Origin of the sequence: Aeromonas media (genome assembly GCF_020423125.1) — a bacterium.
GTDB classification, from domain to species: domain Bacteria; phylum Pseudomonadota; class Gammaproteobacteria; order Enterobacterales; family Aeromonadaceae; genus Aeromonas; species Aeromonas media.
The window spans coordinates 150,685-177,201 of record NZ_CP075564.1 but is presented as its reverse complement, the minus strand read 5'-3'; the positions used below and the strand labels follow the sequence as shown (position 1 = coordinate 177,201).

Below are 26,517 nucleotides of genomic sequence, written 5' to 3'. Positions count from 1 at the left end.
TCTGCACCATTGAACAAGCTGAAACTGATTTTTGCCGGCACCCCCGACTTCGCCGCCCGTCACCTGGCGGCGTTGTTGTCTTCCGACCATGAGGTCGTTGCCGTTTACACCCAGCCCGACAAGCCGGCTGGCCGTGGCCAGAAACTGACCGCCAGCCCGGTCAAGGAACTGGCGCTGGCCCACGCTCTGCCTGTCTACCAGCCGGCGTCCCTGCGCAATGAAGAGGCGCAGGTCGAGCTGGCCGCCCTCGGCGCCGACCTCATGGTGGTGGTGGCCTACGGCCTGATCCTGCCCAAGGCGGTACTCGACACCCCGCGGCTGGGCTGTCTCAACGTGCACGGCTCCCTGCTGCCACGCTGGCGTGGTGCCGCACCTATTCAGCGCGCCATCTGGGCGGGCGATGCCGAAACCGGCGTCACCATAATGCAGATGGATGTGGGGCTGGATACCGGCGCCATGATCCGCAAGGTGAGCTGCACCATCGCCAGTGATGAAACCTCCGCCAGCCTCTATGACAAGCTGGCCGAGCTGGGCCCGCAGGCGCTGGTCGACACCCTCGATGCCATGGCCGCCGGCAACACCGCGGCCGAGGTGCAGGACGACGCGCTGGCCAACTACGCCCAGAAGCTCTCCAAGGAAGAGGCCCGCATCGACTGGTCCATGGAGGCCGTCGCCATCGAACGCTGCATTCGCGCCTTCAATCCCTGGCCCATCAGCTGGTTCGAGGTCGCGGAACAGACCATCAAGGTGTGGCAGGCCGAGGTCATCGACAGCGACCATGGCCAACCCGTCGGCACCCTGCTCAAGGCCGACAAGCAGGGGATCGACGTCGCCACCAGCAAGGGGGCGCTGCGTCTGCTGACCCTGCAACCGCCCGGCAAGAAGGCCATGTCCGTCCCGGATCTGCTCAACTCTCGCCGCGACTGGTTTGCACCCGGCACGCAATTGAACTGAATTGACACAAGCGGGGCCCAGGCCCCGACTTGCGCATCTAAGGTAACGCTATGAAAACACGTGCACAGGCTGCTCTCGTTATTCAACAGGTGCTGGATCAGGGCCAATCCCTCTCCGCTGTTCTGCCTGCTGCCCAGGAGAAGGTGGCGCCTCGCGATCGCGCCCTCCTGCAAGAACTCTGCTACGGCACCCTGCGCTGGCTGCCTCGCCTCGATGCGGCGGTGAGCGAGATGATGGACAAGCCGCTCAAGAACAAGAGTCGCATCTTTCACTATCTGATCCTGGTCGGTCTCTATCAGCTCATCTACACCCGCATTCCGGCTCATGCCGCTGTGGCCGAGACCGTCAATGCCGTCAAGCTGCTCAAGGGCACCTCACTACGTGGCCTCATCAACGGCGTGCTGCGCAACTTCCAGCGCAGCGCCGAAGTCATATTGCTGCGCATCGACCGGGTTCCCAGCATTCGTCTTGGTCACCCCGAGTGGCTCACCAAGCGCCTGCGTCAGGCCTATCCCGACGATTGGGAGTTCATCATGGAGGCCAACAACCAGCGCCCTCCCATGTGGATCCGCAACAACAGCCAGCGCCAGAGCCGCGAACAGATGCTGGCCCGCATGGCCGAAGTGGGCATCAATGCGGTGGCAGGCGAAGAGGGGGAGGATTGCATCCTGCTGGAGCGCCCCTGCGATGTGACCAAGCTGCCCGGTTTCGAAACCGGTGACTGCTCGGTACAGGACGGCGCCGCCCAGCAGGCTGCCCGCCTGCTCGATCCCCAGCCGGGTGACTGGGTGCTGGACGCCTGCGCCGCCCCCGGCGGCAAGACGGCCCACCTGCTTGAGCTGCAACCCGCCCTCGCCGGTGTGGTCGCCGTGGATGCCGACGAACACCGCCTCACCCGGGTGCAGGAAAATCTGGACCGCATCGGTCTCACCGCCCGGGTGATCCACGGGGATGCCAGTACACCGGATCTGTGGTGGCCCGAGGGCCAGTTCGACCGCATCCTGCTGGATGCTCCCTGCTCCGCCACCGGCGTCATCCGCCGCCACCCCGACATCAAGTGGCTGCGCCGGGATCAGGACATCCGCGAGCTGGCCGAGCTGCAGCGCCGCATCCTGAGCGCCCTCTGGGGCAAGCTCAAAAGCGGCGGCACCCTGCTCTATGCCACCTGCTCGGTGCTGCCGGAAGAGAACCGCGACCAGATCCGCGCCTTCCTGGCTGACACCAAGGACGCCCGTCTGGTGCCGCTGCACGAGCAGGACAACCCGGATTGCCCGGGTCGCCAGTTCCTGCCCGGCGAGGCGGAGATGGACGGCTTCTATTATGCCAAGCTGATCAAGCTGTAGGCCGTGCAGCCGGATGATGAGTCCGGGCGACAGGCTGGCTTGCCTCGTTTCGAAGCAACAATCTTGAGTAAGATGTCCATATGAAAATCATCATTCTGGGTGCAGGTCAGGTGGGTGGCACGCTGGCGGAAAACCTCGCCGGCGAGAACAACGACATCACCATAGTCGACACCGACAGCGACCGCCTGCGGGAGCTGCAGGACAAGTTCGACCTGCGGGTGGTGAACGGCCACGGCGCCCACCCCAGGGTGCTGCGCGAGGCGGGGGCCCAGGATGCGGACATGCTGGTCGCCGTCACCAACAGTGACGAGACCAACATGATCGCCTGTCAGGTGGCCTACTCCCTGTTCAACACCCCGAACAAGGTGGCGCGGATCCGCTCCCCCGCCTATCTGGTGGAACGGGATCGCCTGTTCTTGCCGGAATCCGTGCCGGTAGATCACCTGATCGCCCCCGAGCAGCTGGTGACCGACTATGTGCGTCGCCTCATCGAGTATCCGGGCGCGCTGCAGGTAGTTGACTTTGCCGGTGGCAAGGTGGGTCTGGTGGCCGTCAAGGCCTACTACGGCGGCCCGCTGGTGGGCAATGCCCTCTCCACCCTGCGGGATCACATGCCGAATATCGAGACCCGGGTGGCCGCTATCTTCCGCCAGGGCCGCTCCATCCGCCCCCAGGGCACCACCATCATCGAAGCGGATGACGAGGTGTTCTTCGTCGCCGCCGCCGGTCACATCCGCGCCGTGATGTCCGAGCTGCAACGCCTCGAGAGCCCCTACCGTCGCATCATGATCGTCGGTGGCGGCAATATCGGTGCCGGCCTCGCCCGCCAGCTGGAGAAGCGCTACAGCGTCAAGCTGATAGAGCGCAACCAGAAACGGGCGGAGCAGCTCTCGGAGATCCTGGAGAACACCATCGTCTTCTGTGGCGACGCGGCGGATCAGGAGCTGCTGGCGGAGGAGCATATCGACCAGATCGACGTCTTCATCGCGGTGACCAACGAGGACGAGGCCAACATCATGTCGGCCCTGCTCGCCAAGAAGATGGGTGCCAAGAAGACAATGGTGCTGATCCAGCGCGGCGCCTACGTTGACCTGGTGCAGGGAGGCTCCATCGACATCGCCATCTCGCCCCAGCAGGCCACCATCTCGGCCCTGCTGACCCACGTGCGCCGTGCCGACATCGCCAACGTCTACAGTCTGCGCCGCGGCGCCGCCGAGGCCATCGAGGCCATCGCCCACGGTGACGAGAACACCTCCAAGGTAGTGGGCAAGACGGTGGGTGAGCTCAAACTGCCGCCCGGCACTACCATAGGCGCTGTCGTGCGCGGAGATGAGGTATTGATCGCCCACGATCGCACCCAGATCCAGCAGGATGACCACGTGGTGATGTTCCTGGTGGACAAGAAGTACATCCCGGAAGTGGAACGCCTGTTCCAACCCAGCCCTTTCTTCCTGTAAGCCCTACATGCAACAGGCAACGACATTCAGACCCGGACATTTCCCAGAGGGAAGGTCCGGGTCTTTTTTCAATCAACGACCAGGTTATCTTGCATGATCAAGCTGCGTCCCATCGTCTTCACCCTCGGGCTGGTGCTCTCCAAGCTGGCCCTGTTCATGTGGCTGCCCACCCTGCTGGCACTGCTCACCGGCTCAGAAGGCTTCGTCGAGTTTCTCAAATCCGTGCTGATCACCCATGGCGCCGCCCTGATCTGCCTGCACTACGGGCGCAAGGTGGAGTTTCATCTCGGGGTACGGGAGATGTTCCTGCTCACCACCTCGGTCTGGGTGGTTGCCTGCATCTTCGGCGCTCTGCCGTTCGTCTTCATCACGCACATCAACTTTGCCGACGCCTACTTCGAGACCATGTCCGGCGTCACCACCACGGGATCTACCGTGCTGTCAGGGCTGGACGGCATGGCCCACAGCATACTGCTGTGGCGCTCCATCCTGCAGTGGCTGGGGGGCGTGGGCTTCATCGTGATGGCGGTGGCCGTGCTGCCCTACTTAAACGTCGGCGGCATGAAGCTGTTCCAGACCGAGAGCTCCGATTGGTCCGACAAGAGCGCGCCGCGCGCCAAGACGGTCGCCAACAACATAGTGGTGGTCTATCTGGTGCTCTCCATGCTCTGCTTCCTCGCCTACTGGGTGAGCGGCATGACGCTGTTCGAGGCGGTCAACCACGCCATGACGACGCTGAGCACCGGGGGATACTCTACTTCGGATCAGTCCATGTCCCACTTCTCCAACTCGGCGCACTGGATCGGCACCCTCTTCATGTTCCTCGGCGGCCTGCCCTTCCTGCTCTATGTGCAGGCGCTCTCCCGCCGTGACAACAGCCTGCTGCGGGATGCACAGGTGCAGGGCTTCTTCTGGCTCATCGTCTGGGTGACGGTCGTCGTCACCTTCTATCTCTGGGTAAGGGATATTTACGGCTTCATGGATGCCTTGCGCATCAGCAGTTTCAACATCGTCTCCGTGCTCACCACCACGGGTTATGGCCTCGGCGACTTCGGCACCTGGGGGCCCCTCACCAGTATCATCTTCATGATCCTGCTGGCGCTCGGTGCCTGCTCCGGTTCCACCTCCGGCGGCCTCAAGATCTTCCGGGTGCAGGTGGCCTTCGCCCTGTTCAAGAAGCAGATGCGCCAGCTGATGCACCCCTCAGCCGTGTTCCCGCAAAAATACAACGGCCGCCCGGTCAACGACGCCATCATCCGCTCCATGATCTCCTTCGTGCTGGCCTACTTCGCCATCATCTTGCTGATCGCCGCCCTGCTGGCCGCCATCGGCCTGGATCCCCTCACCGCCATCTCGGGCTCCATCACGGCGGTGGCCAACGTGGGCCCCGGCATGGGACCGGTCATTGGTCCCAGCACCAACTTTGCCAGCCTGCCGGATTCGGCCAAGTGGATACTGTCGTTCGGCATGTTGTTGGGACGGCTCGAGATCCTGACCGTGGCGGTGATCTTCTTCCCCTCCTTCTGGAAGCAGTAGGACCTCACCGGCACGGGACGACAAAAAGGGCAGACCGCAGGCTGCCCTTTTTGTCTGCTTTCGACCACCTCAATCGGCGGACTCTTCCCGCTCCAGCGCACGGTTGACCAGGGACTCAGGCAGGGGCTTGGTGACCTCGACTCCCAGCTCGCGAAAACGCTCGGCCTGGGCGATCAGGTTGCCACGGCCGTTGACCAGTCGCCCCATCGCCTTGTCGTAGCTCTCCTGCGCCTTGTGCAGGCTGCCCCCCATCTGCTGCATCTCCTCCACGAACAGCCGCAGCTTCTCGTAGAGGCGACCGGCCCGCTCCGCTATCTGGCGCGAGTTCTGGTTCTGCCGCTCGTACCGCCACAGGTTCTCTATGGTGCGCAGCGCCACCATCAGGTTGGTGGGGCTCACCAGCAGGATGTTGTGATCCAGCCCATAGCGCACCAGGGAGGGGTCCGCTTCGAGGGCGGTGAGGAAGGCAGGCTCCACCGCCACGAACATCAACACATAGTCGAGGGTGCGCACCCCGGGCAGTTGCTGGTAATCCTTGCGGCCCAGCTCGCGGATGTGGTTTCGCACCGAGGTGACGTGCTCCTTGAGCGCCACCGCCTTCTCAAGCTCGTCATCCGAGTTGTACCAGCGCTCATAGGCGGTCAGCGACACCTTGGCATCGATGATGATGTCTTTGTCCTGGGGCAGGTGAACGATGACGTCCGGCTGATAGCGCTTGCCCTTGTCCACCTCGATGTTGACCTGGGTGTGGTACTCGTGGCCCTCCCGCAGGCCGCATTCGCTGAGGATCCGCGCCAGCACCACCTCCCCCCAGTTGCCCTGCTGCTTGCTGTCCCCCTTGAGCGCCCGGGTCAGGGCCGCCGCCTCTTCGGTCATGCGGGCGTTAAGCTCGGCGAGGCGCTCCAGCTCGAACTTGAGGCTGTGACGCTGGGCCGTCTCCTGGGCGTGAGTCTCCCCCACCTGGCGACGAAAGCCCTCGAGCTGCTCTTTCAGCGGTGTCAGCAACAGATCCAGGCTGTTCTGGTTCAGTTCGCGGAAGTTACCTGAGTTTTGTTCGAAGATACGATTGGCGAGGTTTTCGAATTGCTGGCTGAGGCGAGCCTCCGCCTGCTGCTGTAGTTGCAGCTTCTCGGCGCTGGCGATGCGCTCGCTGCGCAGGGTGGCTTCGGCATCCTTGAGGCGGGCGGTGAGCTTGAGCAGCAAGGCCTGCTGCTGCTCCAGCTTCTGCTGGCCCAGCATCTTCTCATCCTGCAGTTCGTCGAACCTGTCCTGCAGCGCCTGATGACGCTCCTCGGTCAGCAGGGTCTCCTCACGGGCTGCGCGACGCCCCGCCAGCCAGCCGAGGAGCAGGGCGAGCAGACCCGCCAGCAACGCAGGCAGCCAGGTCGTCATCGGGATCATCGCCGGCTCCGCTGACGCAGAAAGAGTTCGAGGTAACGGTTGAGCAGCAACCAGAACAGGACATAGATGAGATAGGCGGCCAGCACCACCCACTTGTGACTATTGACCCCGGTGTCGAGCTCGGTGAACTCGATCTCCTTGATGCGGCAATAGGCCCACATCAGCAGGGGGAAAATATACAGCAGAGAAGCACGCCACAGAAATAACCACATGAGTTCATCAGATCCCGCAAAAAGACTCGCCTAGCTTACACAAGGGCAACCCGGCTTGCGATCCTGACCAGCGCTATTCTCTGGCTTGCCGGCAGAAAATTGGCTAAAATTAACCCCTAATAGGTATAGAGGTGGGCATGACTCATTTTTTCTGTCGCTGGCTGACGCACGCACTGGGGGGGCCCCGCAAACCGGACATGGTTTGCCACGAAGCGCGCCCGCCCTGGGCCATCGAAGAGTCGCAATTCCTCTCTCTCTGCCGCCGCTGCGGCGAGTGTTTCAAGGCCTGCCCCAACGGCCTGCTCAAGCCTGCCGACCAGCCCGAATATGCAGGCACCCCCATCGCCGGCACCCCTGTGCTGGATCTCGCCTGTGGCCAGTGCAGCTACTGTGGCAGCTGCGCCAGAGCCTGCCCCACCGGGGCGCTGGATCTGCGGCTCGGCCGCCAGGTACAGACCCGAGTGCGGATAGAGGCGAGCTGTCAGGCCCGTAAAGGCTTCTACTGCCTGCTGTGCGAGGATGCCTGCCCCCAGCAGGCGATCAAGGCCAGCAGCGAGGGGGTGAGCGTCAACATGGCGGCCTGCGACGGTTGCGGCGCCTGCGGCCTCGCCTGCCTGCACGGCGCCATCACTCTGATCCCCCAGCTCTGACGGCTCCGGCATCCCGACGCCCCCACATCCGTCCCCAGCATGCATGCCAGACAGCAAAAAGGCCCCTCGGGGCCCTTTCACCGTCATGACCCTCAGGCCATGGTCAGGATGTTATCCTGCTCTATCCCCAGCAGGTGGCACAGCCGGGTCGGATCCCGCACCGCATCCGCCAGGGTGTATTCCCCCAGCACTTCGAGGAAGGCGTTCATGGCGCGGCGCAAGATGCCCTGAATGCGGCAGCCGCCGGAGAGGCGGCAGTTCTCGCGCTTGCAGTCCACCGGGCATAGCACGTGCTCCATGTCCATCACCACATCGCGCAGGTTGATGGAAACGGCGGAGCGGCCGAGACGGATGCCGCCATGCTTGCCACGTACCGTTTCGATGTACCCCTTGATGCCGAGCTGATGCACTATCTTGACCACGTGGTTGCGGGAGATGGCGAAGGTGTCGGCCACTTCCGTGATGGTCGACAGGCGATCACCGGGCTGGATCGCCAGAAACGTCAGGGTACGCAGGGCATAGTCGGTAAATCGTGTGAGTTGCATGGTCGCACTTGCCTCTTACTACAAGCCAGAAATCAGGACGACAGCCAGTGGCCAGAGAGGTGAGACTGCACGTGCGCCCGCACAGGTGTCGCGTCTTCAGCCGGGTCGTGGAGTGACAAGGTTAAGAGCAGCTCTGGCGGGTGTCGACGAAGATGTACATAAATCGACACTTTCTTTGATTGATCGCAAACTTGCCGGCTCGGGGCGGGGTTTTGGCCATTTCCGGCGGCTAAATTCCATTGGCAGGCACAGGGCTACAGTCCGGCGAACGGGACGGTTTGCGGCTGTCAGTGGGGATGCTTCAGCCAGGTTTTCAGGGCCTGGGAGGGGATGGAGCTTTCGGAGGCCACCGCGAAGGCGCCCCAGTCCACCGCGCACTGCAGGGCATCCCTCATCGCCATGCCGCGGGCCAGACCGTGGATAAGGCCGCCGGCAAAGGCATCCCCCGCCCCCGTGGTGTCGACCACGGACACAGGCCGCGCCGCCACCCGCACCTGCTCCTCGCCGTGGATGGCAACGGCCCCTGCCTTTCCCTCGGTCAGCACCAGCCATTCGAGCTGATCCCCTGCGAGTTGGCGGGCATGCTGCCAGGGGTCGCCCACCTCGGCGAGATCGGCGCGGGAGGCCACCAGCACATGGCAGGGGCGGCGAGCCTGCCCGCCCTTGGGATACTGGGCCACCACGAAACTCTTGCCCAGCATCTGGCGCATGTAGCCGATGATGGCGGTGCCGGGGTAGTTCACATAGAGGCAGTCCACCCCCTCCAGCGGCATGTCGCCGGGCAGATCCGGGCGACGTGGCCGCCTCAGAATGGTCCGCTCCCCGGTGGAATCCACCAGCACCAGCAGTTCCCCCGTCTCGCCGCCGAAGCGCTCCACGTGGGAGCAGTCCAGCCCATGGCCCGCCGCCTGCTCCAGCAGCCAGTCGCCTGTATCGTCCAGCCCGATGCGGGAGGCAATGATCACCTCGTGCCCAGCCCACACCAGCCCTATGCCGGTGTTGGCGGCGCCGCCGCCGAGCCTGCGCCCCTGATCCACGTATTGCAGGCGCGCCCCGGCCACCAGGGGTTCGGCCAGGGAGAGCACATGATCACAGTTGAGATTGGCAAGCAGCAGGATGCGGGACATGGGGACCTCGGCAGGGCGGGCAGGATCCGGCACCCAGCGGCACCGGATCTGTCACGGAAGACGACTCAGTAGACGGGCAGCTCCACCCCGACCAGCAGTTCGTCGATGCGCGCCTGGGTCGGCTGCTGCATCACGTTCTGGATCATCTCCTTGGTGAGATGGGGGGAGAAGGAACTGATGAAGTCATACATGTAGTTCTGCAAGAGGATGCTCTTGCTGAAGCAGAGCTGGGCCGGGCAGGGCTCGAACAGGTGCTCCAGATTGATGGCCACTAGGCCGGGGGCATCGGTGTCGTTGGCCACCAGCGACGAGATGATGCCGATGCCAAAGCCCAGCTCCACGTAGCGCTTGATGACCCCCGCATCCATCACCGTCATGTAGTAGTTGGGACTGAGGCCGGCCGCCTGGAACACCCTGTCCTGCACCTGACGCCCGGTGGCGCCACTCTCGTAGCTGAGGATGGGGTACTGGCAGAGCTGCTCCAGGGTCGGTTTCTTCACCTTGGCCAGGGGGTGATCCTGGGGCACCACCAGCGACAGGGTCCAGAGATAGGCGGGCAGCGCGATCAGCTCCTTGTCGAAGCCTATCTCGTGGGCAACGATGGAGAAATCCGAGTAACCCTTGCTGATCTGCTCCTTGGTAGCCGACATCACGGGGTGCAGGTGGAACGAAATCTTGGGGTACTTCTTGGTGAAATAGGTGACGCTTTTCGGCAGCAGGTAGCGGGCTATGGTGTGGGTGGTGTGGATGTTGAGGGTGCCCACCGTCGGGTCCAGATACTCCCGGGAGATGGCCTTGATCTTGCTCTCTATGTTGAGCATGGCCTCGGCGCACTTGATGATCTCCTCCCCCACAGGGGTGATCCTGTGCAGGTGCTTGCCGCGACGCTCGAAGATGCGCACCCCCAGCTCGCTCTCCAGCAAGCCGATCTGCTTGCTCACCCCAGGCTGGCTGGTATAGAGCGCATCGGAAGCGACGGAGACGTTGAGATTGTGGTCCCGCACCGCGATCAGATACTTCAACTGCTGTAGTTTCAAGGTTGCACCCTCACAGGCTGGCGCGGCTGTCGTCAGATGGACAAGGCCGCCACAAATGGCGGCCAGTGTACCATCCGAACTCGGCATATCACCGCTTGATCCTTCATTTTGCCACAAAATCTAGCATCTGCAGGGTGGTTATGACAAACGGACGCTCAGCGCACGGCAGGCCCGACCGGCAGCATGCCGAGGAACTGCAGCAGCCACTGCATCATGGTGGCCGAGTCCACTTCTCCCTCCAGGGAGGAGAGGCTGCTCTGGTAGTGTTCGTCGGGCAACCGATCCCGCCGCCGCTCGATCAGCGCCCGGTTGTACTCCACCGAAAACTCCGGATGACCCTGGATGGCGACTATGTGATCCCCCTGCAGGAACATGAAGTTCGGGCAGAAGTCGTTGCCCGCCAGCAGGGTCGCCCCCGGGGGCAGCTGCGCCACCTGATCCTGATGACTGGCCAGGATCCGTATGGTTTCGAGCCCCGGCTGCATCCAGGGTTTCGCCTCCTGCATGGGGTGAACCGAGACACCCAGCCCCCAGCCCTTGGTGGACTTCACCACCTCTCCCCCCAGCGCCTGGGCGATCACCTGATGGCCGAAGCAGATGCCAGCCAGCTTGACGTTGGCATCGTGGGCCCGCCGGATCCAGTCGCGCAGCGCCAGGATCCAGGGGATGTCGCTGTAGGCATCGTGGCGCGAGCCTGTAATGAGCCAGGCATCGCACTCGTTCAAGTCGCTCGGCAGCTCGCCGTCGAGTGCCGACCAGACCCTGTATTCCAACGCCGGGGCCAGGGCCCGGAATCCCTTGATAAACATCTCGGAGTAAACGGGGCCAAAACTCCCAACCAAGTCGGGGTCCAGCCGGTCACAATCGAGAATTCCCAGTCGCATCTGTTACTCCTTCACAGGGATAGCGAGACACGCCGGCGGACTCCTTCCGCCGGGCCATGCCAGGGCTAGCTGCTGCATGTTGATCATTTCATGGTCGGCATGGAGAACTCGGCACCGGCCCGCAGGCTCTGGGGCCAGCGTGCTGTCACTGTCTTCATCCGGGTATAGAAGCGCACCCCGTCCGGCCCGTGCATGTTGAGCGGCCCGAAGATGGACCGCTTCCAGCCACCGAAGCTGTGAAACGCCATGGGCACCGGAATGGGTACGTTCACCCCTACCATACCGACCTGAACCCTTGTGGTGAAGTCCCTTGCGGTATCCCCGTCGCAGGTAAAAATGGCGGTGCCGTTGCCGTACTCGTGTTCGTTGATGAGGCGCAGGGCCGTCTCGTAGTCCGGCGCCCGCACGATGGCGAGCACGGGGCCGAAGATCTCCTCCCGGTAGATGCGCATCTCGGGGCCGACCCGGTCGAACAGACTGCCGCCGATAAAGTAGCCCTCACCGTGACTGACACCGCGACCATCGACCACCAGTTCAGCCCCCTCTGCCACCCCCTGATCCACGTAGCCGCGCACCTTGGCCAGGTGTTCGCGGCTGATGAGCGGCCCCATCTCGTTCTCCGGGCTCTGACCCAGACCGGGCCCGACCCGCAGGGCCGCCACCAGAGGCGAGAGTTTAGCGACCAGCGCATCGGCGGTGGCATCGCCGACCACCAGAGCCACCGAGATCGCCATGCAGCGCTCGCCGGCCGCACCGTAGGCCGCCCCCATCAGGGCGGAAACCGCCTGATCGAGATCCGCATCCGGCATCACCAGCATGTGGTTCTTGGCACCGCCCAGGGCCTGCACCCGCTTGCCGTGGGCCGAGGCGGTGGCATAGATGTACTGGGCGATGGGGGTGGAGCCGACGAAAGACACCGCCTGTACCCGTGGGTCGGTCAGCAGCACATCCACCACCTCCTTGTCGCCGTTGACCACATTGAGCACCCCGTCCGGCAGACCCGCCTGCTTGAGCAGTTCGGCCATGCGCAGGGCCAGAGAGGGATCCTTCTCTGACGGCTTGAGGATGAAGCTGTTGCCGCAGGCCAGCGCCACCGGGAACATCCAGAGCGGCACCATGGCCGGGAAGTTGAACGGCGTGATGCCGGCGCAGACCCCCACCGGCTGCATCATGGAGTGGCTGTCCACCCCCCGGCCTACGTTGAGGGAGTGCTCCCCCTTGAGCAGATGGGGAATGCCGCAGGCAAACTCCACCACCTCCAGCCCCCGGGTCAGCTCCCCCTGAGCGTCGGAGAACACCTTGCCGTGCTCGCGGCTGATGAGGCGGGCCAGCTCGTCCCTGTGCTGCTCCATCAGCTCCTTGAAGCGGAACATCACCCGTGCCCGCACCAGCGGCGGGGTCTGGGACCAATCGGCGAAGGCGCGCTCGGCGCTGGCGATGGCATCGAGGCACTCGGCAGCGGTGGAGAGGGCCACAGTGCCCTGCTGCTGGCCGGTGGCCGGATCGAAGATGGCGCCGAAACGCTCGCTGCGGCTCTCTGTGGTTTCGCCGTCGATGAAGTTGTCGATCCTGTAACTCATAAATCCTCCGTGATGGGTCATTCGCGTCATTCCTGCGCGCGGCCGTGGGCATCAGGCACAGGAAGAGGGCGCCCGACGGGCGCCATGCAATCGGGTGAAACGTTATTCCTGGGTCTGCAACACGTCCTGCAGCAGGGTGAAGAGGTCGTCAATCTGGCTGCGCTCGATGATGAGGGGTGGCGACAGGGCTATGATGTCGCCGGTCACCCGGATAAGTGCCCCCTTCTCGAAGCAGCGTACAAACACCTCGTAGGCGCGCTTGCCCGGCGCGTCTGGTAGGGATTCGAGCTCTATGCCCGCCACCAGACCGTAGTTGCGCACATCTTTGACATGCTTGCAGCCCCTGAGGGAATGGGCCGCCCCCTCCCAGTAGCCGGCCAGATCGGCGGCGCGAGTCAGCAGATTCTCGTTGCGGTAGATCTCGAGCGTCGCCAGACCTGCGGCGGCGGCCACAGGGTGACCGGAATAGGTGTATCCGTGGAACAGCTCGATGGCCCCCTTGCCTGCGGCCATCATGTCGTCATAGATGTGGTTCTGTACCAGCACCGCGCCCATGGGAATGGCGCCGTTGGTGAGCCCCTTGGCGCAGGTGATAAGGTCGGGGATGACGTCGAACTCCTGGGCGGCAAAGGCGGAGCCTAGGCGACCGAAGCCGGTGATCACCTCGTCGAAGATCAGCAGGATGCCGTGTTTGGTGCAGATCTCCCTCAGCCGCTTGAGGTAGCCCTTTGGCGGCATGATGACGCCGGTGCTGCCAGCGATAGGCTCGACGATGACGGCCGCTATGTTGCTGGCGTCATGGAGGAAGACGATCTTCTCCAGCTCGTCGGCCAGGGTGAGATCTTCCTCCGGCAAACCCCTGGTGAAGGCATTTTTCCCTATGTTGAGGGTGTGGGGCAGGTGATCCACCCCCCCAAGCAGGGAGCCGAACCACTTGCGGTTGCCGGGAATGCCCCCCACCGAGATGCCGCCGAAGCCGACCCCGTGGTAACCGCGCTCGCGGCCGATCAGCCGGGTACGGGTGCCCTGACCGCGGGCCCGCTGCCAGGCCAGCGCTATCTTGAGCGCAGTGTCGACGGATTCGGAGCCGGAGTTGGTATAGAAGACGTGGCCGAAACCCTTGGGGGCTATCTCCACCAGCCGGTTGGCCAGCTCGAACGGCAGAGGGTGTCCCATCTGGAATGTGGGGGCGAAATCGAGATGGGAGATCTGCTGGGATACCGCCTCGGCAATCTCGCGTCGACCATGGCCCGCGTTGCAACACCAGAGCCCGGCAGTGCCATCCAGTATCTTGCGGCCATCCTCTGAGTGATAATACATCCCCTCTGCCGACTTCAGGATGCGCGGCGCCGCCTTGAACTGCTGGTTGGCGGTGAAGGGCATCCAGAAGGCGGACATGTCGGGGGTATTGATGTCGCTAATCGGTTTCATGGTCACCTCATCCTTAAGGCGTTTAGTAACACTTGGCTGATGCCTATTAAATTAAACACCTGAGTTCCTAAAAAGGGGCGGTTTATCGCCCCTGCTTGGTGTCACCCCCTCGGGGTGGTATAAGATATTTAACACAATTTTAATAATAGTAAACAGTCAAGGAGTGTCTATCGATGGATATCGGTCACCGCCTCAAGGCGGTTCGCACCAAGGCGGCCCTCTCCCAACGCGAGCTGGCCAAGCGCTCCGGTGTGACCAACGGTTTTATCTCCCAGATCGAGAAAAATCAGGTGAGCCCCTCGGTCGCGTCGCTGCGCAAGGTGCTGGAAGGCATCCCCATGTCGCTCGCCAGCTTCTTCACCGATGAGACGGAGATGGATTCCGAGGTGATCTTCCGCGCGGATGACATGCCGGATCTCGGCACCCACCCCATCAGCTATAGATTGGTGGGCCACAGCCGGGCCAACCGCGCCATCGGCATGATGCAGGAGGTACTGCCCCCGGGGGCCGACACCGGCGACGACATGCTGAGTCACGAGGGGGAAGAGTGCGGCATCGTCATCAGGGGACAGGTGGAGGTCACCGTCGGCGAGCAGGTACACCTGCTGGCCCCCGGGGATGGCTACTACTTCGACAGCCGCACCCCGCACCGCTTCCGCAACGTGGGGGAGCAGGAGTGCGTGCTGATCTCGGCCAACACCCCGGCCAGCTTCTGATCCCCATGGGTGGCCAGGGCCGCTCGCCCCTCCACGAGACGGCCCTGCAGCCTGGGTAAGGTCCGCCGCAGATCGGGGCCTTTTCTCGAGCACGGAGCGGCAAGTGTTTAATGAATTGTTACAAGATGGATTTACAAGCGGCAGGATGTTTAGCATATTGATACGCGAAGACGTTTTTTGCCGGTTCAAGGAGTGAACATGAGTGACCTGACCCTGGCCCAGTGGCAACACAAGGCCGCCCATCTGACCCTGCCCTCGCAAGCCTTTATCGATGGCAGCTACCGGGATGCCGTCAACGGCGCCACCTTCGATTGCATCAACCCGGCCAACGGCCAGTTGCTGACCAAGGTGGCCTCCTGCGACGCTGCCGACGCCGAGCTGGCGGTGCAGGCCGCCCGCGCCGCCTTCGATGACAAGCGCTGGAGCGGGCTCTCCCCGAAACAGCGCAAGCTGATCATGCAGCGCTTCGCCGAACTGATGCGCCTCAACCAGGTGGAGCTGGCCCTGCTGGAGTCCCTGGACATGGGCAAGCCCATCGGCGATGCCATGGGCTATGACGCCCCCGCCGCCGCCAACTGCATCGCCTGGAACGCCGAGGCCATCGACAAGATCTACGATCAGGTCGCCCCGGTGGAAGAGTCCGCCCTGGCCCTGGTGACCCGGGAGGCGCTCGGGGTGGTGGCCGCCATCGTCCCCTGGAACTTCCCCCTGGTGATGGCCTGCTGGAAGCTGGGCCCGGCGCTCGCCACCGGCAACTCCGTCATCCTCAAGCCGTCCGAAAAATCCCCCCTCACCGCCCTGCGCATCGCCGGCCTAGCCAAGGAGGCTGGCATCCCGGACGGCGTCTTCAACGTGCTGCCGGGCTTTGGCCACACAGTGGGCGAGGCGCTGGCCATGCACATGGACGTGGACTGCATCACCTTCACCGGCTCCACCAAGATCGGCAAGCATCTGGTGCAGTGCTCCGGCAAGTCAAACCTCAAACGCGCCTTTATGGAGTGCGGTGGCAAGAGCCCCAACATAGTGCTGGCGGACGCGCCTGATCTGGACGCCGCCGCCAGGAGTGCCGTGGGCGCCATCTTCTACAACCAGGGCGAGGTGTGCACCGCCGCCTCCCGCCTGCTGGTGCAGAACAGTATCAAGCCGCAATTCATGGAGCGCCTGCTGGCCCATGCCCGCGAGTGGATAACCGCCAACCCGCTGGATCCCGCCACCCGCATCGGCGCCATGGTGGACGGCATTCAGATGGAGCAGGTGCTCAACTACATCGCCATCGGCCAGCAGGAGGGCGCCAGACTGCTGCTGGGGGGCAAGCGCACCCACACAGAGAGCGGCGGCTTCTATATCGAGCCCACCATCTTCGACGACGTAACCCCGCAGATGCGCATCTTCCGAGAGGAGATCTTCGGCCCTGTACTGGCGGTGACCGGCTTCGACACGCTGGAAGAAGCCATCGCGCTGGGCAACGACACCGACTACGGTCTGGCCGCCGCGATCTGGACGGCGGATCTCAACAAGGCGGTGAAAGGCTCCCGCGCCCTGCGCGCCGGCACCGTGTTCGTCAACAACTGGGATGGGGGCGACATGACGATGCCGTTCGGCGGCTTCAAGCAGTCCGGTAACGGTCGCGACAAGTCACTGCACGCCCTGGAGAAATATACCGAGCTGAAAAGTACCTGGATCCAGCTCGATTAACGTCGAATATGACGAGATCAGGCAATAAAGGGGGAGAAATCCCCCTTTTTCATTTTTACCCTTTCCTCAACAGCTTCAATCGATATAATCATCAAATAGACAAGCCCTTAAATATAAAGATAAAAATGCTGTTTTTTCTGGGAAGTGTACTGTTTCTGGTGGTGGGCCTGCCGCTGCTCTTCTTCATGCTGGGCGAGGGTGAGGCCTATGTGACCTGGGGTCCCTGGATCTCCGCCATCGCACTCATGCTGTGGCTGCTCATGGATGTAGAGAAGATCCGCCGCGGCGGTCGGCGCTGAGTCGATTCCATGCTGTAAAAATCTCGCCAAACGGCATTTATTAACTTCTTTCCCCCCAAAAGGATCGCTACACTGACTTTTTGCGATGTTTTCCAACATCCGACTCTCCAGTGAAGGTTATCCGCATGCAGCAACAGATCCAGCGCCAGGGCATCATCTATGCCCTGTGCGCCTATACCCTTTGGGGCCTGGCGCCCATCTATTTCAAGACCATTTCCGCCGTCCCGGCCGCCGAGATCCTGACCCACCGCATGATCTGGTCCTGCGCCCTGCTGATGGTGCTGACCCTGATCGGCCGCCAGTGGCACAAGGTGCAGGCGGTGTTGCGCCAACCCAGGGTGCTGCTCACCCTGGCCTTCACCTCGGTCACCGTCGGCGGCAACTGGCTGCTGTTCATCTGGGCCATCAACAACGGTCACATGCTGGATGCCAGCCTCGGCTACTACATCAACCCGCTGTTCAACGTGCTGCTCGGCATGGTGTTTCTGAGCGAGAAGCTGCGTCGCCTGCAGTGGTGGGCGGTGGGACTGGCGGTGATAGGGGTTGCCGTCCAGCTCATCGCCTTCGGCTCCCTGCCCTGGATAGCCCTGGTGCTGGCCTCGAGCTTCGCCATCTATGGCCTGATCCGCAAGAAGCTGGCCCTGGATGCCCTCACCGGCCTGCTGATCGAGACCATGATCATGTTGCCGCCGGCCGCCATCTACCTCTGGGGATTCGCCGACAGCCCCACCAGCCACCTCACGCAAAACGACTGGCACCTGAACCTGCTGCTGATCGCCGCCGGGGTCGTGACCACGGCGCCCCTGCTCTGCTTCACCGCCGCCGCCACCCGGCTCAAGCTCTCCACCCTGGGCTTCTTCCAGTACATAGGCCCCAGCCTGATGTTCATCCTGGCGGTCACCCTCTACGGGGAGGCGCTGGCGCTGGACAAGATGATCACCTTCGGCTGCATCTGGAGCGCTCTGATGCTGTTCAGCCTGGACGGGTTGCGCAGCGGCAAGCGGCGTCAGGGGGCCGGTTGAGCAGCCGAATGCCCGGCCACTGCAATAATCTACAAGCCAGGAGTCGGCTTTCGGGTTATCAATAGGCCATGAGCGCCTCTCCATCCCGCATCCATTACTGGCAATCCCGGCTGCTGCCGGGAGTTGAACTCTCCCACTCCCATCACAGGGAGTTCAGCTATGGCCGCCACGTGCACCTGGACTACCACATAGGTCTGGTGCAGCAGGGCGGCCAGAAGTTCATCCACAAGGGCAGCAGCCACAACCTGGTGCGCGGCCAGCTCTCCACCGTCAACCCTGACGAGATGCACGACGGCCTCAGCCTGCTGCCGGAAGGGTACGAGGTACGGGTGTTCGCCATCGCCCCTGAGCAGCTGGCCCGCTGGCTGCCGGACAGCCCGGAGCCCTTCTTCGATCAGGGCTTGCAGCGCCGACCCGACCTCTATCAGGGCTTCGCCCGGCTGCACATGTATCTGGATCAACCCGAGCCCGATGCCCTGCTGGCGGAGAGCCAGCTCTTGGCCCTGCTCGGCGAGCTGCTGCACCTGGCACCGGAGCGCCATGCCCTGGCGGATCCCCAGATAAGGTTCCTGCGCGACCATCTGCTGGGCCAGCTGGACGGGCACCACAGCCTGGAGGATCTGGCCGCCCTGTTCGGGCTGGATCGCTTCGCCTTCCTCCGTCAGTTCAAGAAGAAGACCGGCATGACCCCCTACGCCTGGCTCAAGCGGCTGCGTCTCGAGCGCGGCAAGCTCCTGCTCGCCCGTGGCCTGCCGGTGAGCGAGGTGGCACTGGCGGTCGGTTTCTTCGATCAGAGCCACTTCCACCATGGTTTTCGCCAGGCGTTCGGGCTGACCCCGGCGGACTACCGTCAGCAGATGCTCCCCAGCTGACCAACCCCACTGCAATCTTTTACAAGCCAGACCCTGCCCCCATCCCCCATGCTGCTGCCTCATCTTTGTAGCGAGGTATGCCATGCTCACCAGCCTGTTTCTGACCATAGGTCTCATCCACCTGATCGCTCTGGCGAGCCCGGGCCCGGATTTCGCGCTCATCCTGCGCACCAGCCTGCACAGGCCCACGGCGCTCGGGGCCGCGCTTGGCATCGCTATCGCCATCCTGCTGCACGCCACCCTCAGCCTCACCGGCATCAGCCTGCTGATCGCGAGCCAACCCTGGCTGTTCCTGGCGGTGAAGGTGGTGGGTGCCCTCTATCTGGGCTGGCTCGGCTGGGGAGCAATCAAGGCTGCGCGCCGCAACTCCGCCACCCAGGCACTGCGGGCTGGCGGTGAGTTGCAGGGCTGGAACCGGGGGCTCAGAGCCGGGATCGCCACCAACCTGCTCAACCCCAAGGCGCTGCTGTTCTTCATGGGATTGCTGGCGGCCATGGTGACACCCCAGGTGGATGGCCTGACCCGGGGCCTGCTGATCCTGGAGCTCTTCCTGCTCTCCCTGGCCTGGTTCGGGCTGCTGGCCTGGAGCCTCTCCACCGCCCGGGCTCAGCACCTGCTAAGCCGGGTGCAACGGCCCCTGAACCTGGTCACAGGGCTGCTGTTCGGCGCCGTCAGCCTCTCCATCCTGGTGGAGCTGGCCGGTGAGGCGAGCGCCTACATCTGAGCAATGCAAGCCACCCCCATCCCCGAGCGGGGCGAGCAGCGGCTCGGCCGAGTACAACGGCCTGCTGTTCGGTATCACCGGCCCAGTCTCTCCATCCTGGAGGAACTGGCCGGGGAGGTGAGTGCCTACATCTGAGCCATGCGGGCCAAGCCCGCCGTCAAGCGGGGTGGTATCGGACTCATTGTGGGATTAGGATGCACGCCTTCACCACAATAACGTTACGGATGTATCGGCATGACTCGACAATGGTCGCTTCCCATAGTGGCACTCGCGGGGGGAGCCTTGCTCTGGCTCGGCACCACCTTCGACATGAAGTGGGCCCTGATGGCCCTCATCGGCTTCGGTTTCGGCTTCACCCTCTCCTTCAGCCGCTTCGGCATTGTATTCGGCTGGCGCGAGATGCTGACCAGGCGCAACAGCTACTACGTGCGGGTGCACCTGCTCACCATCGCCATCGAGATCCTGCTGTTCACCACCTTCCTCTCCTTCACTCACGCCCTCTTTGGCGATGCCATGGTGGGCAACGTCATGGCCATTGGCGTCCCCTTCATCGTCGGTGCCTTCCTGTTCGGCATCGGCATGCAACTGGCGGGGGTCTGCGCCACCGGCACCCTCTACTGCTGTGGCGAGGGGCAACCCCGTTTCTGGCTGGTGCTGGTCTGCTACGGCATAGGCACCCTCATCAGCAACCAGTTTCGTCCCGAGCTGGAGGCCAGCTTCTCCAGCCAGGTGGTGCTGGCCCGGGATCTGACCGGCAATCTCTGGAGCGGCATGCTGCTCAACCTGGCGCTGGTCGCCCTGCTCTTCCTGCTGTTTCGCAAGAGCGAACTCAATCGCACCGGTGAGGTGAAGCCCATCTTCGGCGGCGGCAACCTGTTCTGGCGCGACGGCCGCTTCACGGTGCTGACCGGCGGCATCCTTATCGCCCTGCTCAACTCTGCCGTGGTGGCCCTGCACGGTTCGGCCTGGACCATCACGGGCGCCGTCTATGACATGGCGCTGCGCGGCGCCTCCCTGTTCGGCCTGTTCGAGGGCAACCCCAAGCTGGCCCAGCCGCTCTTCATCAACCCCATGGTCGGCATGTTCTGGCTGGGGATCCTGGGGGCGGCGCTGGCCCGTTGCCTGAGCGGCGGCGGCAATCACACCCCGATCCGCATAGGCAACAGCCTGGCGGCCATCATAGGTGGTCTGTTGATGGGGATGGGGGCCATGTACAGCGCCTGCAACCTGGGCGGCTTCTTCGACGGCACGGCGTCGGGCAGCCTGCACGGTTGGGTCTGGATGCTGATGGCCCTGGCGGGCAGCATCATAGGCATACGTCTGCGGCCCCTGTTCAAACTCTGATGCAGTAACGGGATGGCGCGGTTGACGCCATCCCGTCAATCTCCCTCCCCTTTATCCCGCCAATTACGGCGCCAGAGGCTGGACACGCCGCCCTGGTCACTCCCCCCGTCGCTTCACCTTGCGCAGGTAGAGATATCCCTCCCCCGGGCTGCCCCAGCGCTGGCGGGCGCCGTTGTCATAGGCCCTGTCCAGCAGCCTGACGCTGTTGGGGCCTATCCAGAGGTACTGCACCAGGGTAGTGGCGCCGCCAAAGTCGGTGGCACAGCTGCCGACCTTGCTGTGGCCCGCGAACTCTCCGCTGGCCTGACGGGTCAGCCAGATCTCGCAGCCCTGGCGCAGGGAGAGTTGTTGCGGGGTGAGGGAGTCGAGCAGTTCGGGCTGACGCCAGGCGCCGGCGAAGTCGGTGGCCCTCGGCATGGTCAGCTCGGCCATCAGGATGCGGCCATCGGGCAGCGGGGAGAAGCGGTAGATGCGCTGACGGAACGGGCGCACCGCCCGCTCGCTCAGGAACTGCTCGGCATAGACCCAGCGAAAGGGGCCTTCCCCGGGCCAGATCTCCACCAGACGCAGCTCGGCGCTGGTGAAACGCGGGTCGTAACCGGCCTGCTCCTGGCTGGAGAACTCACCGGTAAACCAGGAGAGAAGCGGCTCCATCTTCCCCTGCACCGGCGACGAACTGGCCACGAAGGGAACGGGGTTGGCCCACACCAGGCAGGCGTAAAACAACCCCAGCAGGGCCACCATCAGCTTTGTCATCGAATCCTTCCGAGTCGCTTGCATGGCGGCGATTATATGAGCGAACGGCGACAATAACCTCAACCTTGATCAACTCCTTACCAATACGCTGAAAAATCACTGTGTTAGCGAAGAAGTGCGACGCAGGACCGCGATCATGGCCACGGCAAGGCCAGAGCCCGAAACGTCCCCCTCCCCCTGCCACCTTACGCCGTTTGTCCCCGCTGAGAACGCTCCGCTGTGCCAGACTTGACGGTGGCTGACTGGCGCATCGGGTCTCCTTGATCTTGCACTGGGCCGCTTCCATGCTCATGTTTCAACGTGCATCCAGAGAACCACCTATGAACTCACCCCGTTTTTCCCCCATAGATCCCATCTCCCGCTACTCGGAGATCCTGTTCGGCCTGCTGATGGTGCTCACCTTTACCGGTTGCTTCAATGCGTTCGAGGCGGGGCGCGCCGAGGTCAGGGATCTGCTGATCGCCGGCATCGGCTGCAACATCGCCTGGGGCATTATCGATGCCATCGTCTACCTCATCACCACCCTGACCGAGCGGGGCCGAGCCCTGCGGTTGTTGCAGCAGTTGAGCCTGCTGACACCCGGTGATGAGAGGGGCATAACGGCGCTGCGAGACGCCCTGCCCGGCCCGCTGGCGGCGATCTGCCGCGACCCTGAGCTCAGGGACTGGCAGGTGCGTTTGCAGCAACACCCCGAACTGGGCCAGGGGGGCATCTGGCGCTGGAATGACCTGCTCAACAGCCTGGGGGTCTTCTTCATGGTGTTCCTCTCCACCTTCCCCGTGCTGCTGCCCTTCTTCTTCATGCAGGATCCCGTTCCGGCCCTGCGCCTCTCACACACCATCGCCCTGCTGATGCTGATGGGAATTGGCTACGGGCTGGCCCGCTATGCCGGTTCACCACGCCCCCTGCTGATCGGCGTGATCTTCGCAGTCGCGGGCGTCGCCATCGTACTGCTCACCATCGCCCTGGGCGGTTGAGGAGAAGCGCGGCGGGAGGCTTGCCCCTTGTTCCCCATCCGGCCAGCGGCCAACTTCGGCATGGGCGACTATTCTTGCTGCGGACCAACCGAGGAGGAGCCCCTCATGACGACAGGAATTGTGACCCTGCACCGCGTACTCAAGGCCCCGCCGATGCGGGTGTACAGAGCCTTTATCGAGGCGGACGCCCTGGCCAAGTGGCTGCCGCCCCATGGCTTCACCTGCCGGGTAGAGCAGCTGGAGGCCCGCGTCGGCGGCACCTTCAGGATGGCGTTCTTCAATTTCGGCAACGGCCACAGCCATGCCTTCGGCGGCGAGTATCTCGATCTGGAACCGGGCAAGCGCATCCACTATACGGATCGCTTCGACGACCCCAATCTGCCGGGGGAGATGCACGTCACCATCACCCTCACCCAGGTGCTGTGCGGCACCGATCTCGCCATCGAACAGGCAGGGATCCCGGCAGCTATACCGGTCGAGATGTGCTACCTCGGCTGGCAGGAGTCCCTGACCCAGCTCGCCGCCCTGGTCGAACCCGAGATCCCGAACGAATAACCCGGCACCATCCCGGGGATGTCGGGCCCGCAAAAAAGCAAAGAGCCTGCCGGATGGCAGGCTCTTTTCATGTGCAATGCCCAGCACTCATTGCAGGTTCAGGCCGCCCAGGTAATCCCGCTTGCCCAGATCCACCCCGGCCTGGCGCAGCAGGGCATAGGTCATGGTCAGGTGGAAGTAGAAGTTCGGGATGCCGTACTCGTGCACGCAGCTGTGACCGTCCATCCCCTTGCCACCGGCCCAGTAGGGGTAGTAGTGGCCACTCGCATACTGGCTGAAATCAGCCTCCAGCTTGCTCTGCAGATAGACGATGGTCTTGGCCACGTGGGCGCGCAGATCCGCCATGGTTTTGGGATCATCCCCCAGCACCGGCGGCTCGCTCAGGCTGGCGGTAGCGACCACGGCGCGAGCGCTGTCACAGCAGATCAGCACCTGCTTGGCCAGCGGCAGCATGTCGACGATGAGGCGCTCATTGAAGAAGTTCTCCACATTGAATTTCTTCGCCTCGGCGTGGGCCTCGGCCTTGGCCAGACACTGGTCCAGGTTGGTCAGCATCTTGATGAACTGGGCGGCGATATCACGATTCATAATGCACTCTCGGTTGGTTGAAGGCGGTAAAACGAGCGACTCCACTATAGCGCATCCCCCTCGCAGTTCGAGCCCGGAGAGATGAAAAGCGGGGGCACCCTCCCCGCCCTGCGACAGGCAGTGGCGGCCTCGGCGAGGCACCCGTTGCCAGCGCACCCGGGCTGCCCGCCACCCCGAGTCCCTCTTTCCCCTTTTTTTGATCTGTGACAGGCATCTCGTTTTTCGATGGGCGTAGTCTGGAGCCCGTTGCCCCGGCACGGGCCGGGGCGCCAATCCCACAAGGAGAATGCCATGAAGATCTACGATCGAAACCGCAATGTGCTGACCCTGGGCCAACGGGTTATGATTGCCGCCACCGGTGCGGTCGACACCCTGAAGGAGGCGCACACCGACAACCTGACCCCCTATGAGGCGGAGCATGAGAAGTGCGTGCTGCTGGCGAACAGCCAGGAGCGTTACGCCCCCATCGAGTTGATTAGACTAGGCTGATCCCGCTTTCCGTCACCCTACTCTTTACAATTCACCCGGCCGCCGCGCCCTGTCGGTGGCCGGGTTTCTGACTCCCATCTGTTTCTTCGAGATGTGCTCGCGTCATATTCCCGTTATCTGGCGTCGATGGCTTATCCAACAGAGTGGAGGCCCCAGCTTCCCCGCTCCCCAGGATGTTGCCCGCCACCGGACGGCACGAGTCACTTGCATAATGGAAGTAAGGACCGTATGGTTACTTCCATTATGCAAGTAACCTGATGGCACAACATGCGCAAGAAGAGTCTGAGTGAACAGCAGTGCCCCATCGCCCGCAGCCTGGATCACGTCGGCGAATGGTGGAGTCTGCTGATTATCCGCGATGCCATGCATGGCCTGTCGCGCTTCGATGAATTTCAAAAGAGCCTTGGCATCTCCCCCAACATACTGACCCGACGCCTGACCGCCCTGGTCGAGGGGGGCCTGATGGAGAAGCGGCTCTACTCCGAGCGCCCCCCTCGCTATCAATATGCACTCACCCCCCGCGGCCAGGATCTCAGCGCCGTGCTGATCGCGCTGCTCACCTGGGGCAACAACCACCTGGCGCCCGAGGGGGCCAGCATCCAGCTGAAGGATGCCCAGACGGGCGAACTGGTCGAGCCCATGCTAGTGGACAGGCGCACCGGCCAGGAAATTTCACCCTCGCGCCACACACTGGTGCCGGGACCGGCCGCCAGTGACGGCATGAAGCAGCGTCTGTGCCATGGCAATGGCGTGATGAGCGGCGATAACCCTTCGAGACAGGAATCAGAGTCATGAACGCACATCGTATCGTGGTGACGGGAATGGGAGCGGTGACCCCGCTTGGATATGGGGTGGAAACCGTGTGGCAGCGACTGCTGGCGGGCCAGTCCGGCTTGCGCCGCCTGCCGGAGGTCTTCACCGAAGGGCTGGCCGCCAAGGTGGGCGCCATGGTGCCGACCCTGGCCGAGGATCCCCTGGCCGGGTTTGACCCCGATGCCGTGGTGTCGACCAAGGAGCAGAAGAAGATGGATCGCTTCATCCTGTTTGCCATTGCCGCAGCCAAGGAGGCCCTGTCGCAAGCCAACTGGGCCCCCGAGACGGCGGAGCAGCAGGAGCGCACCGCCACCATCATCGCCTCTGGCATCGGCGGCTTCCCCGCCATCGTCGATGCGGTGCGCACCACGGATGAGCGGGGACCGCGTCGCTTGTCCCCGTTCACCATCCCCTCCTTCCTGGTCAACATGGCGGCGGGCCATGTCTCCATCAACTTCGGCTTCAAAGGCCCGCTCGGAGCACCGGTCACGGCCTGCGCCGCCGGGGTGCAGGCCATTGGCGACGCCGCCCGCCTCATTCGCTGCGGTGAGGCCGACATCGCCATCTGTGGCGGGGCCGAGGCCACCATAGACCGCGTCAGCCTGGGCGGGTTTGCCGCGGCTCGCGCGCTGTCGTCCGCCTATGCTGATGACCCCGAAGCGGCCTCCCGCCCCTTCGATGTCGACCGCGACGGGTTTGTGATGGGCGAAGGGGCCGGGATCCTGGTGATTGAGTCCCTGGAACACGCCCTGGCCCGGGGCGCCACCCCCATAGTGGAGCTGGTGGGGTATGGCACCAGCGCCGATGCCTATCACCTCACCGCCGGCCCGGAGGATGGAGACGGCGCTCGCCGCGCCATGATGGCGGCCCTGGCTCAGGCCGGCATCCAGGCTGCGGATGTCCAGCACCTCAATGCCCATGCCACCTCGACCCCGGTGGGTGACAGGGGGGAGCTCGCCGCCATCAAGCGCGTATTTGGTGACAACAACCAGATAGCGGTGACTTCCACCAAGTCCGCCACCGGCCATCTGCTGGGGGCCGCCGGGGGGATAGAGGCCATCTTCACCGCGCTTGCCATTCGTGATCAGAGAGTGCCTGCGACCCGCAACCTGCAACAAGCCGACCCCCTCGCCGACGGCGTGGACATAGTGCGGGGCGCGGCCCGTGACATGGGGATCGAGCACGCCATCTCCAATGGCTTCGGTTTTGGCGGCGTGAATGCCAGCGTGCTGTTCAAGCGCTGGCAGGGGGCCTGATCTCGCCGGCGACTGGGCAGCTTGCCGTTGACTGACCTGTCGGCGAACGCCTCGCCGACACTCTTCATCTTGGGACACCCACCTTTTTGAGCTCGACCGCCAACCACTGCAACACGCACAACAAGATGGGTGTCCCAGATTTCCTGTTCAAAAAGATGGGAGACCCGGACTTCCGCCTCCCAGATCTCCTGCCATAAAAAGACCCAAACTGAAGGGCTCAGTCTGGGTCAGGTTGCGAGTCAGTTGACTAGCAG

At 63.4% G+C, this 26,517-nt stretch carries 27 protein-coding genes; 17 read left to right on the top strand and 10 right to left on the bottom strand.

The features are described from left to right. Positions 1-9 precede the first annotated feature (9 nt). The 4 genes from fmt to KI797_RS00780 all read left to right on the top strand — a co-directional run bounded on the left by fmt (position 10) and on the right by KI797_RS00780 (position 5,290). Positions 10-954: a methionyl-tRNA formyltransferase gene (gene fmt / locus KI797_RS00795; RefSeq protein WP_226171032.1), complete on the top strand. Its 945-nt coding sequence runs from the start codon at positions 10-12 to the stop codon at positions 952-954. Positions 955-1,004: 50 nt separating this feature from the next. Further along, positions 1,005-2,297: a 16S rRNA (cytosine(967)-C(5))-methyltransferase RsmB gene (gene rsmB, locus KI797_RS00790; protein ID WP_226171029.1), complete on the top strand. Its 1,293-nt coding sequence runs from the start codon at positions 1,005-1,007 to the stop codon at positions 2,295-2,297. A gap of 80 nt (positions 2,298-2,377) precedes the next feature. Further along, on the top strand, positions 2,378-3,754 hold the full coding sequence (gene trkA, locus KI797_RS00785; protein WP_005326185.1) for a Trk system potassium transporter TrkA: 1,377 nt from the start codon (positions 2,378-2,380) through the stop codon (positions 3,752-3,754). A gap of 93 nt (positions 3,755-3,847) precedes the next feature. Continuing rightward, positions 3,848-5,290, top strand: coding sequence for a TrkH family potassium uptake protein (locus KI797_RS00780; protein WP_005326184.1), 1,443 nt, complete (start codon positions 3,848-3,850; stop codon positions 5,288-5,290). 69 nt (positions 5,291-5,359) lie between these two features. Here the strand turns inward: KI797_RS00780 and rmuC are convergent, their stop codons facing one another. After that, positions 5,360-6,691, bottom strand: a complete 1,332-nt coding sequence (gene rmuC / locus KI797_RS00775; protein ID WP_182786889.1) for a DNA recombination protein RmuC — start codon at positions 6,689-6,691, stop codon at positions 5,360-5,362. Further along, positions 6,688-6,903: a hypothetical protein gene (locus tag KI797_RS00770; RefSeq protein WP_025325331.1), complete on the bottom strand. Its 216-nt coding sequence runs from the start codon at positions 6,901-6,903 to the stop codon at positions 6,688-6,690. Before KI797_RS00770 ends, rmuC begins: the two co-directional genes overlap by 4 nt. Positions 6,904-7,040: 137 nt before the next feature. Between KI797_RS00770 and KI797_RS00765 the strand changes: the two genes are divergently transcribed. Continuing rightward, positions 7,041-7,553 carry a ferredoxin-type protein NapF gene (locus tag KI797_RS00765; RefSeq protein ID WP_043132220.1) on the top strand — a complete coding sequence of 171 codons (513 nt, stop codon included), beginning with the start codon at positions 7,041-7,043 and terminating at the stop codon, positions 7,551-7,553. Positions 7,554-7,645: 92 nt separating this feature from the next. On the opposite strand, the gene KI797_RS00760 is transcribed toward KI797_RS00765, so the two are convergent. The 6 genes from KI797_RS00760 to KI797_RS00735 form a co-directional block, all read right to left on the bottom strand. Continuing rightward, complete coding sequence (locus tag KI797_RS00760; protein WP_005326180.1) at positions 7,646-8,098, bottom strand: Rrf2 family transcriptional regulator; 453 nt, start codon at positions 8,096-8,098, stop codon at positions 7,646-7,648. 287 nt (positions 8,099-8,385) lie between these two features. Continuing rightward, positions 8,386-9,225: a PfkB family carbohydrate kinase gene (locus tag KI797_RS00755; RefSeq protein ID WP_182786890.1), complete on the bottom strand. Its 840-nt coding sequence runs from the start codon at positions 9,223-9,225 to the stop codon at positions 8,386-8,388. A gap of 65 nt (positions 9,226-9,290) precedes the next feature. Then, positions 9,291-10,262, bottom strand: a complete 972-nt coding sequence (locus KI797_RS00750) for a LysR substrate-binding domain-containing protein (protein WP_005326177.1) — start codon at positions 10,260-10,262, stop codon at positions 9,291-9,293. Positions 10,263-10,417: 155 nt separating this feature from the next. After that, complete coding sequence (locus tag KI797_RS00745; RefSeq protein WP_041206657.1) at positions 10,418-11,146, bottom strand: glutamine amidotransferase-related protein; 729 nt, start codon at positions 11,144-11,146, stop codon at positions 10,418-10,420. Positions 11,147-11,229: 83 nt separating this feature from the next. Beyond that, positions 11,230-12,726, bottom strand: coding sequence for a CoA-acylating methylmalonate-semialdehyde dehydrogenase (locus tag KI797_RS00740; protein WP_182786892.1), 1,497 nt, complete (start codon positions 12,724-12,726; stop codon positions 11,230-11,232). A gap of 102 nt (positions 12,727-12,828) precedes the next feature. Then, positions 12,829-14,157, bottom strand: a complete 1,329-nt coding sequence (locus tag KI797_RS00735; protein ID WP_182786894.1) for an aspartate aminotransferase family protein — start codon at positions 14,155-14,157, stop codon at positions 12,829-12,831. 173 nt (positions 14,158-14,330) lie between these two features. Between KI797_RS00735 and KI797_RS00730 the strand changes: the two genes are divergently transcribed. From KI797_RS00730 to KI797_RS00700, 7 genes are all read left to right on the top strand, one after another. Continuing rightward, complete coding sequence (locus KI797_RS00730; RefSeq protein ID WP_005326169.1) at positions 14,331-14,873, top strand: cupin domain-containing protein; 543 nt, start codon at positions 14,331-14,333, stop codon at positions 14,871-14,873. 198 nt (positions 14,874-15,071) lie between these two features. Next, entirely contained in the window at positions 15,072-16,568 is a 1,497-nt protein-coding gene (locus tag KI797_RS00725) for an aldehyde dehydrogenase (RefSeq protein ID WP_226171026.1), read from the top strand. Positions 16,569-16,693: 125 nt separating this feature from the next. Further along, entirely contained in the window at positions 16,694-16,867 is a 174-nt protein-coding gene (locus tag KI797_RS00720) for a hypothetical protein (protein WP_163138165.1), read from the top strand. Between the two features lie 125 nt (positions 16,868-16,992). Further along, a complete protein-coding gene (gene rarD, locus KI797_RS00715; RefSeq protein WP_042650128.1) occupies positions 16,993-17,889 on the top strand; it encodes an EamA family transporter RarD in 897 nt (298 codons plus the stop codon). Between the two features lie 68 nt (positions 17,890-17,957). Next, positions 17,958-18,761, top strand: a complete 804-nt coding sequence (locus KI797_RS00710; protein WP_042650129.1) for an AraC family transcriptional regulator — start codon at positions 17,958-17,960, stop codon at positions 18,759-18,761. 82 nt (positions 18,762-18,843) lie between these two features. Next, positions 18,844-19,485 carry a LysE family translocator gene (locus tag KI797_RS00705; RefSeq protein ID WP_226171023.1) on the top strand — a complete coding sequence of 214 codons (642 nt, stop codon included), beginning with the start codon at positions 18,844-18,846 and terminating at the stop codon, positions 19,483-19,485. 234 nt (positions 19,486-19,719) lie between these two features. Then, on the top strand, positions 19,720-20,829 hold the full coding sequence (locus KI797_RS00700; RefSeq protein WP_226171020.1) for a YeeE/YedE thiosulfate transporter family protein: 1,110 nt from the start codon (positions 19,720-19,722) through the stop codon (positions 20,827-20,829). Between the two features lie 96 nt (positions 20,830-20,925). Here KI797_RS00700 and KI797_RS00695 read toward each other — a convergent pair whose 3' ends face one another. Next, complete coding sequence (locus tag KI797_RS00695) at positions 20,926-21,585, bottom strand: chromophore lyase CpcT/CpeT (protein WP_226171018.1); 660 nt, start codon at positions 21,583-21,585, stop codon at positions 20,926-20,928. Between the two features lie 320 nt (positions 21,586-21,905). Here KI797_RS00695 and KI797_RS00690 point away from each other — a divergent pair, with 320 nt between their 5' ends. Both KI797_RS00690 and KI797_RS00685 read left to right on the top strand, forming a co-directional pair. Beyond that, positions 21,906-22,562: a VIT1/CCC1 transporter family protein gene (locus tag KI797_RS00690; RefSeq protein WP_226171016.1), complete on the top strand. Its 657-nt coding sequence runs from the start codon at positions 21,906-21,908 to the stop codon at positions 22,560-22,562. Positions 22,563-22,667: 105 nt separating this feature from the next. Next, positions 22,668-23,117, top strand: a complete 450-nt coding sequence (locus tag KI797_RS00685) for an SRPBCC family protein (protein ID WP_226171014.1) — start codon at positions 22,668-22,670, stop codon at positions 23,115-23,117. A gap of 87 nt (positions 23,118-23,204) precedes the next feature. Here KI797_RS00685 and KI797_RS00680 read toward each other — a convergent pair whose 3' ends face one another. After that, positions 23,205-23,705 (bottom strand): DUF1993 domain-containing protein, encoded by a 501-nt coding sequence (locus tag KI797_RS00680; protein WP_042650133.1) that lies wholly within the window; start codon positions 23,703-23,705, stop codon positions 23,205-23,207. A 291-nt stretch (positions 23,706-23,996) separates the two neighbouring features. On the opposite strand from KI797_RS00680, the gene ydfZ reads away from it, so the two are divergent. From ydfZ to fabF, 3 genes are all read left to right on the top strand, one after another. Beyond that, positions 23,997-24,194: a putative selenium delivery protein YdfZ gene (gene ydfZ / locus KI797_RS00675; RefSeq protein WP_043132242.1), complete on the top strand. Its 198-nt coding sequence runs from the start codon at positions 23,997-23,999 to the stop codon at positions 24,192-24,194. Between the two features lie 267 nt (positions 24,195-24,461). Further along, positions 24,462-24,989 (top strand): winged helix-turn-helix transcriptional regulator, encoded by a 528-nt coding sequence (locus tag KI797_RS00670; protein WP_226171012.1) that lies wholly within the window; start codon positions 24,462-24,464, stop codon positions 24,987-24,989. Further along, positions 24,986-26,263, top strand: coding sequence for a beta-ketoacyl-ACP synthase II (gene fabF, locus KI797_RS00665; protein WP_226171010.1), 1,278 nt, complete (start codon positions 24,986-24,988; stop codon positions 26,261-26,263). Before KI797_RS00670 ends, fabF begins: the two co-directional genes overlap by 4 nt. Positions 26,264-26,517 lie beyond the last annotated feature (254 nt).

Bases quoted from the DNA above. Each gene is read 5' to 3' on its own strand.
- rarD (WP_042650128.1), top strand. From the start codon at position 16,993: ATGCAGCAACAGATCCAGCGCCAGGGCATCATCTATGCCCTGTGCGCC.
- KI797_RS00670 (WP_226171012.1), top strand. From the start codon at position 24,462: ATGCGCAAGAAGAGTCTGAGTGAACAGCAGTGCCCCATCGCCCGCAGC.
- KI797_RS00745 (WP_041206657.1), bottom strand. From the start codon at position 11,146: ATGCGACTGGGAATTCTCGATTGTGACCGGCTGGACCCCGACTTGGTT.
- KI797_RS00700 (WP_226171020.1), top strand. From the start codon at position 19,720: ATGACTCGACAATGGTCGCTTCCCATAGTGGCACTCGCGGGGGGAGCC.
- KI797_RS00735 (WP_182786894.1), bottom strand. From the start codon at position 14,157: ATGAAACCGATTAGCGACATCAATACCCCCGACATGTCCGCCTTCTGG.
- trkA (WP_005326185.1), top strand. From the start codon at position 2,378: ATGAAAATCATCATTCTGGGTGCAGGTCAGGTGGGTGGCACGCTGGCG.
- KI797_RS00705 (WP_226171023.1), top strand. From the start codon at position 18,844: ATGCTCACCAGCCTGTTTCTGACCATAGGTCTCATCCACCTGATCGCT.
- KI797_RS00725 (WP_226171026.1), top strand. From the start codon at position 15,072: ATGAGTGACCTGACCCTGGCCCAGTGGCAACACAAGGCCGCCCATCTG.
- KI797_RS00740 (WP_182786892.1), bottom strand. From the start codon at position 12,726: ATGAGTTACAGGATCGACAACTTCATCGACGGCGAAACCACAGAGAGC.
- KI797_RS00680 (WP_042650133.1), bottom strand. From the start codon at position 23,705: ATGAATCGTGATATCGCCGCCCAGTTCATCAAGATGCTGACCAACCTG.
- KI797_RS00770 (WP_025325331.1), bottom strand. From the start codon at position 6,903: ATGTGGTTATTTCTGTGGCGTGCTTCTCTGCTGTATATTTTCCCCCTG.
- rmuC (WP_182786889.1), bottom strand. From the start codon at position 6,691: ATGATCCCGATGACGACCTGGCTGCCTGCGTTGCTGGCGGGTCTGCTC.
- ydfZ (WP_043132242.1), top strand. From the start codon at position 23,997: ATGAAGATCTACGATCGAAACCGCAATGTGCTGACCCTGGGCCAACGG.
- fabF (WP_226171010.1), top strand. From the start codon at position 24,986: ATGAACGCACATCGTATCGTGGTGACGGGAATGGGAGCGGTGACCCCG.
- KI797_RS00710 (WP_042650129.1), top strand. From the start codon at position 17,958: ATGAGCGCCTCTCCATCCCGCATCCATTACTGGCAATCCCGGCTGCTG.
- KI797_RS00765 (WP_043132220.1), top strand. From the start codon at position 7,041: ATGACTCATTTTTTCTGTCGCTGGCTGACGCACGCACTGGGGGGGCCC.
- KI797_RS00720 (WP_163138165.1), top strand. From the start codon at position 16,694: ATGCTGTTTTTTCTGGGAAGTGTACTGTTTCTGGTGGTGGGCCTGCCG.
- KI797_RS00690 (WP_226171016.1), top strand. From the start codon at position 21,906: ATGAACTCACCCCGTTTTTCCCCCATAGATCCCATCTCCCGCTACTCG.
- KI797_RS00760 (WP_005326180.1), bottom strand. From the start codon at position 8,098: ATGCAACTCACACGATTTACCGACTATGCCCTGCGTACCCTGACGTTT.
- KI797_RS00755 (WP_182786890.1), bottom strand. From the start codon at position 9,225: ATGTCCCGCATCCTGCTGCTTGCCAATCTCAACTGTGATCATGTGCTC.
- rsmB (WP_226171029.1), top strand. From the start codon at position 1,005: ATGAAAACACGTGCACAGGCTGCTCTCGTTATTCAACAGGTGCTGGAT.
- KI797_RS00780 (WP_005326184.1), top strand. From the start codon at position 3,848: ATGATCAAGCTGCGTCCCATCGTCTTCACCCTCGGGCTGGTGCTCTCC.
- KI797_RS00685 (WP_226171014.1), top strand. From the start codon at position 22,668: ATGACGACAGGAATTGTGACCCTGCACCGCGTACTCAAGGCCCCGCCG.
- KI797_RS00695 (WP_226171018.1), bottom strand. From the start codon at position 21,585: ATGACAAAGCTGATGGTGGCCCTGCTGGGGTTGTTTTACGCCTGCCTG.
- KI797_RS00730 (WP_005326169.1), top strand. From the start codon at position 14,331: ATGGATATCGGTCACCGCCTCAAGGCGGTTCGCACCAAGGCGGCCCTC.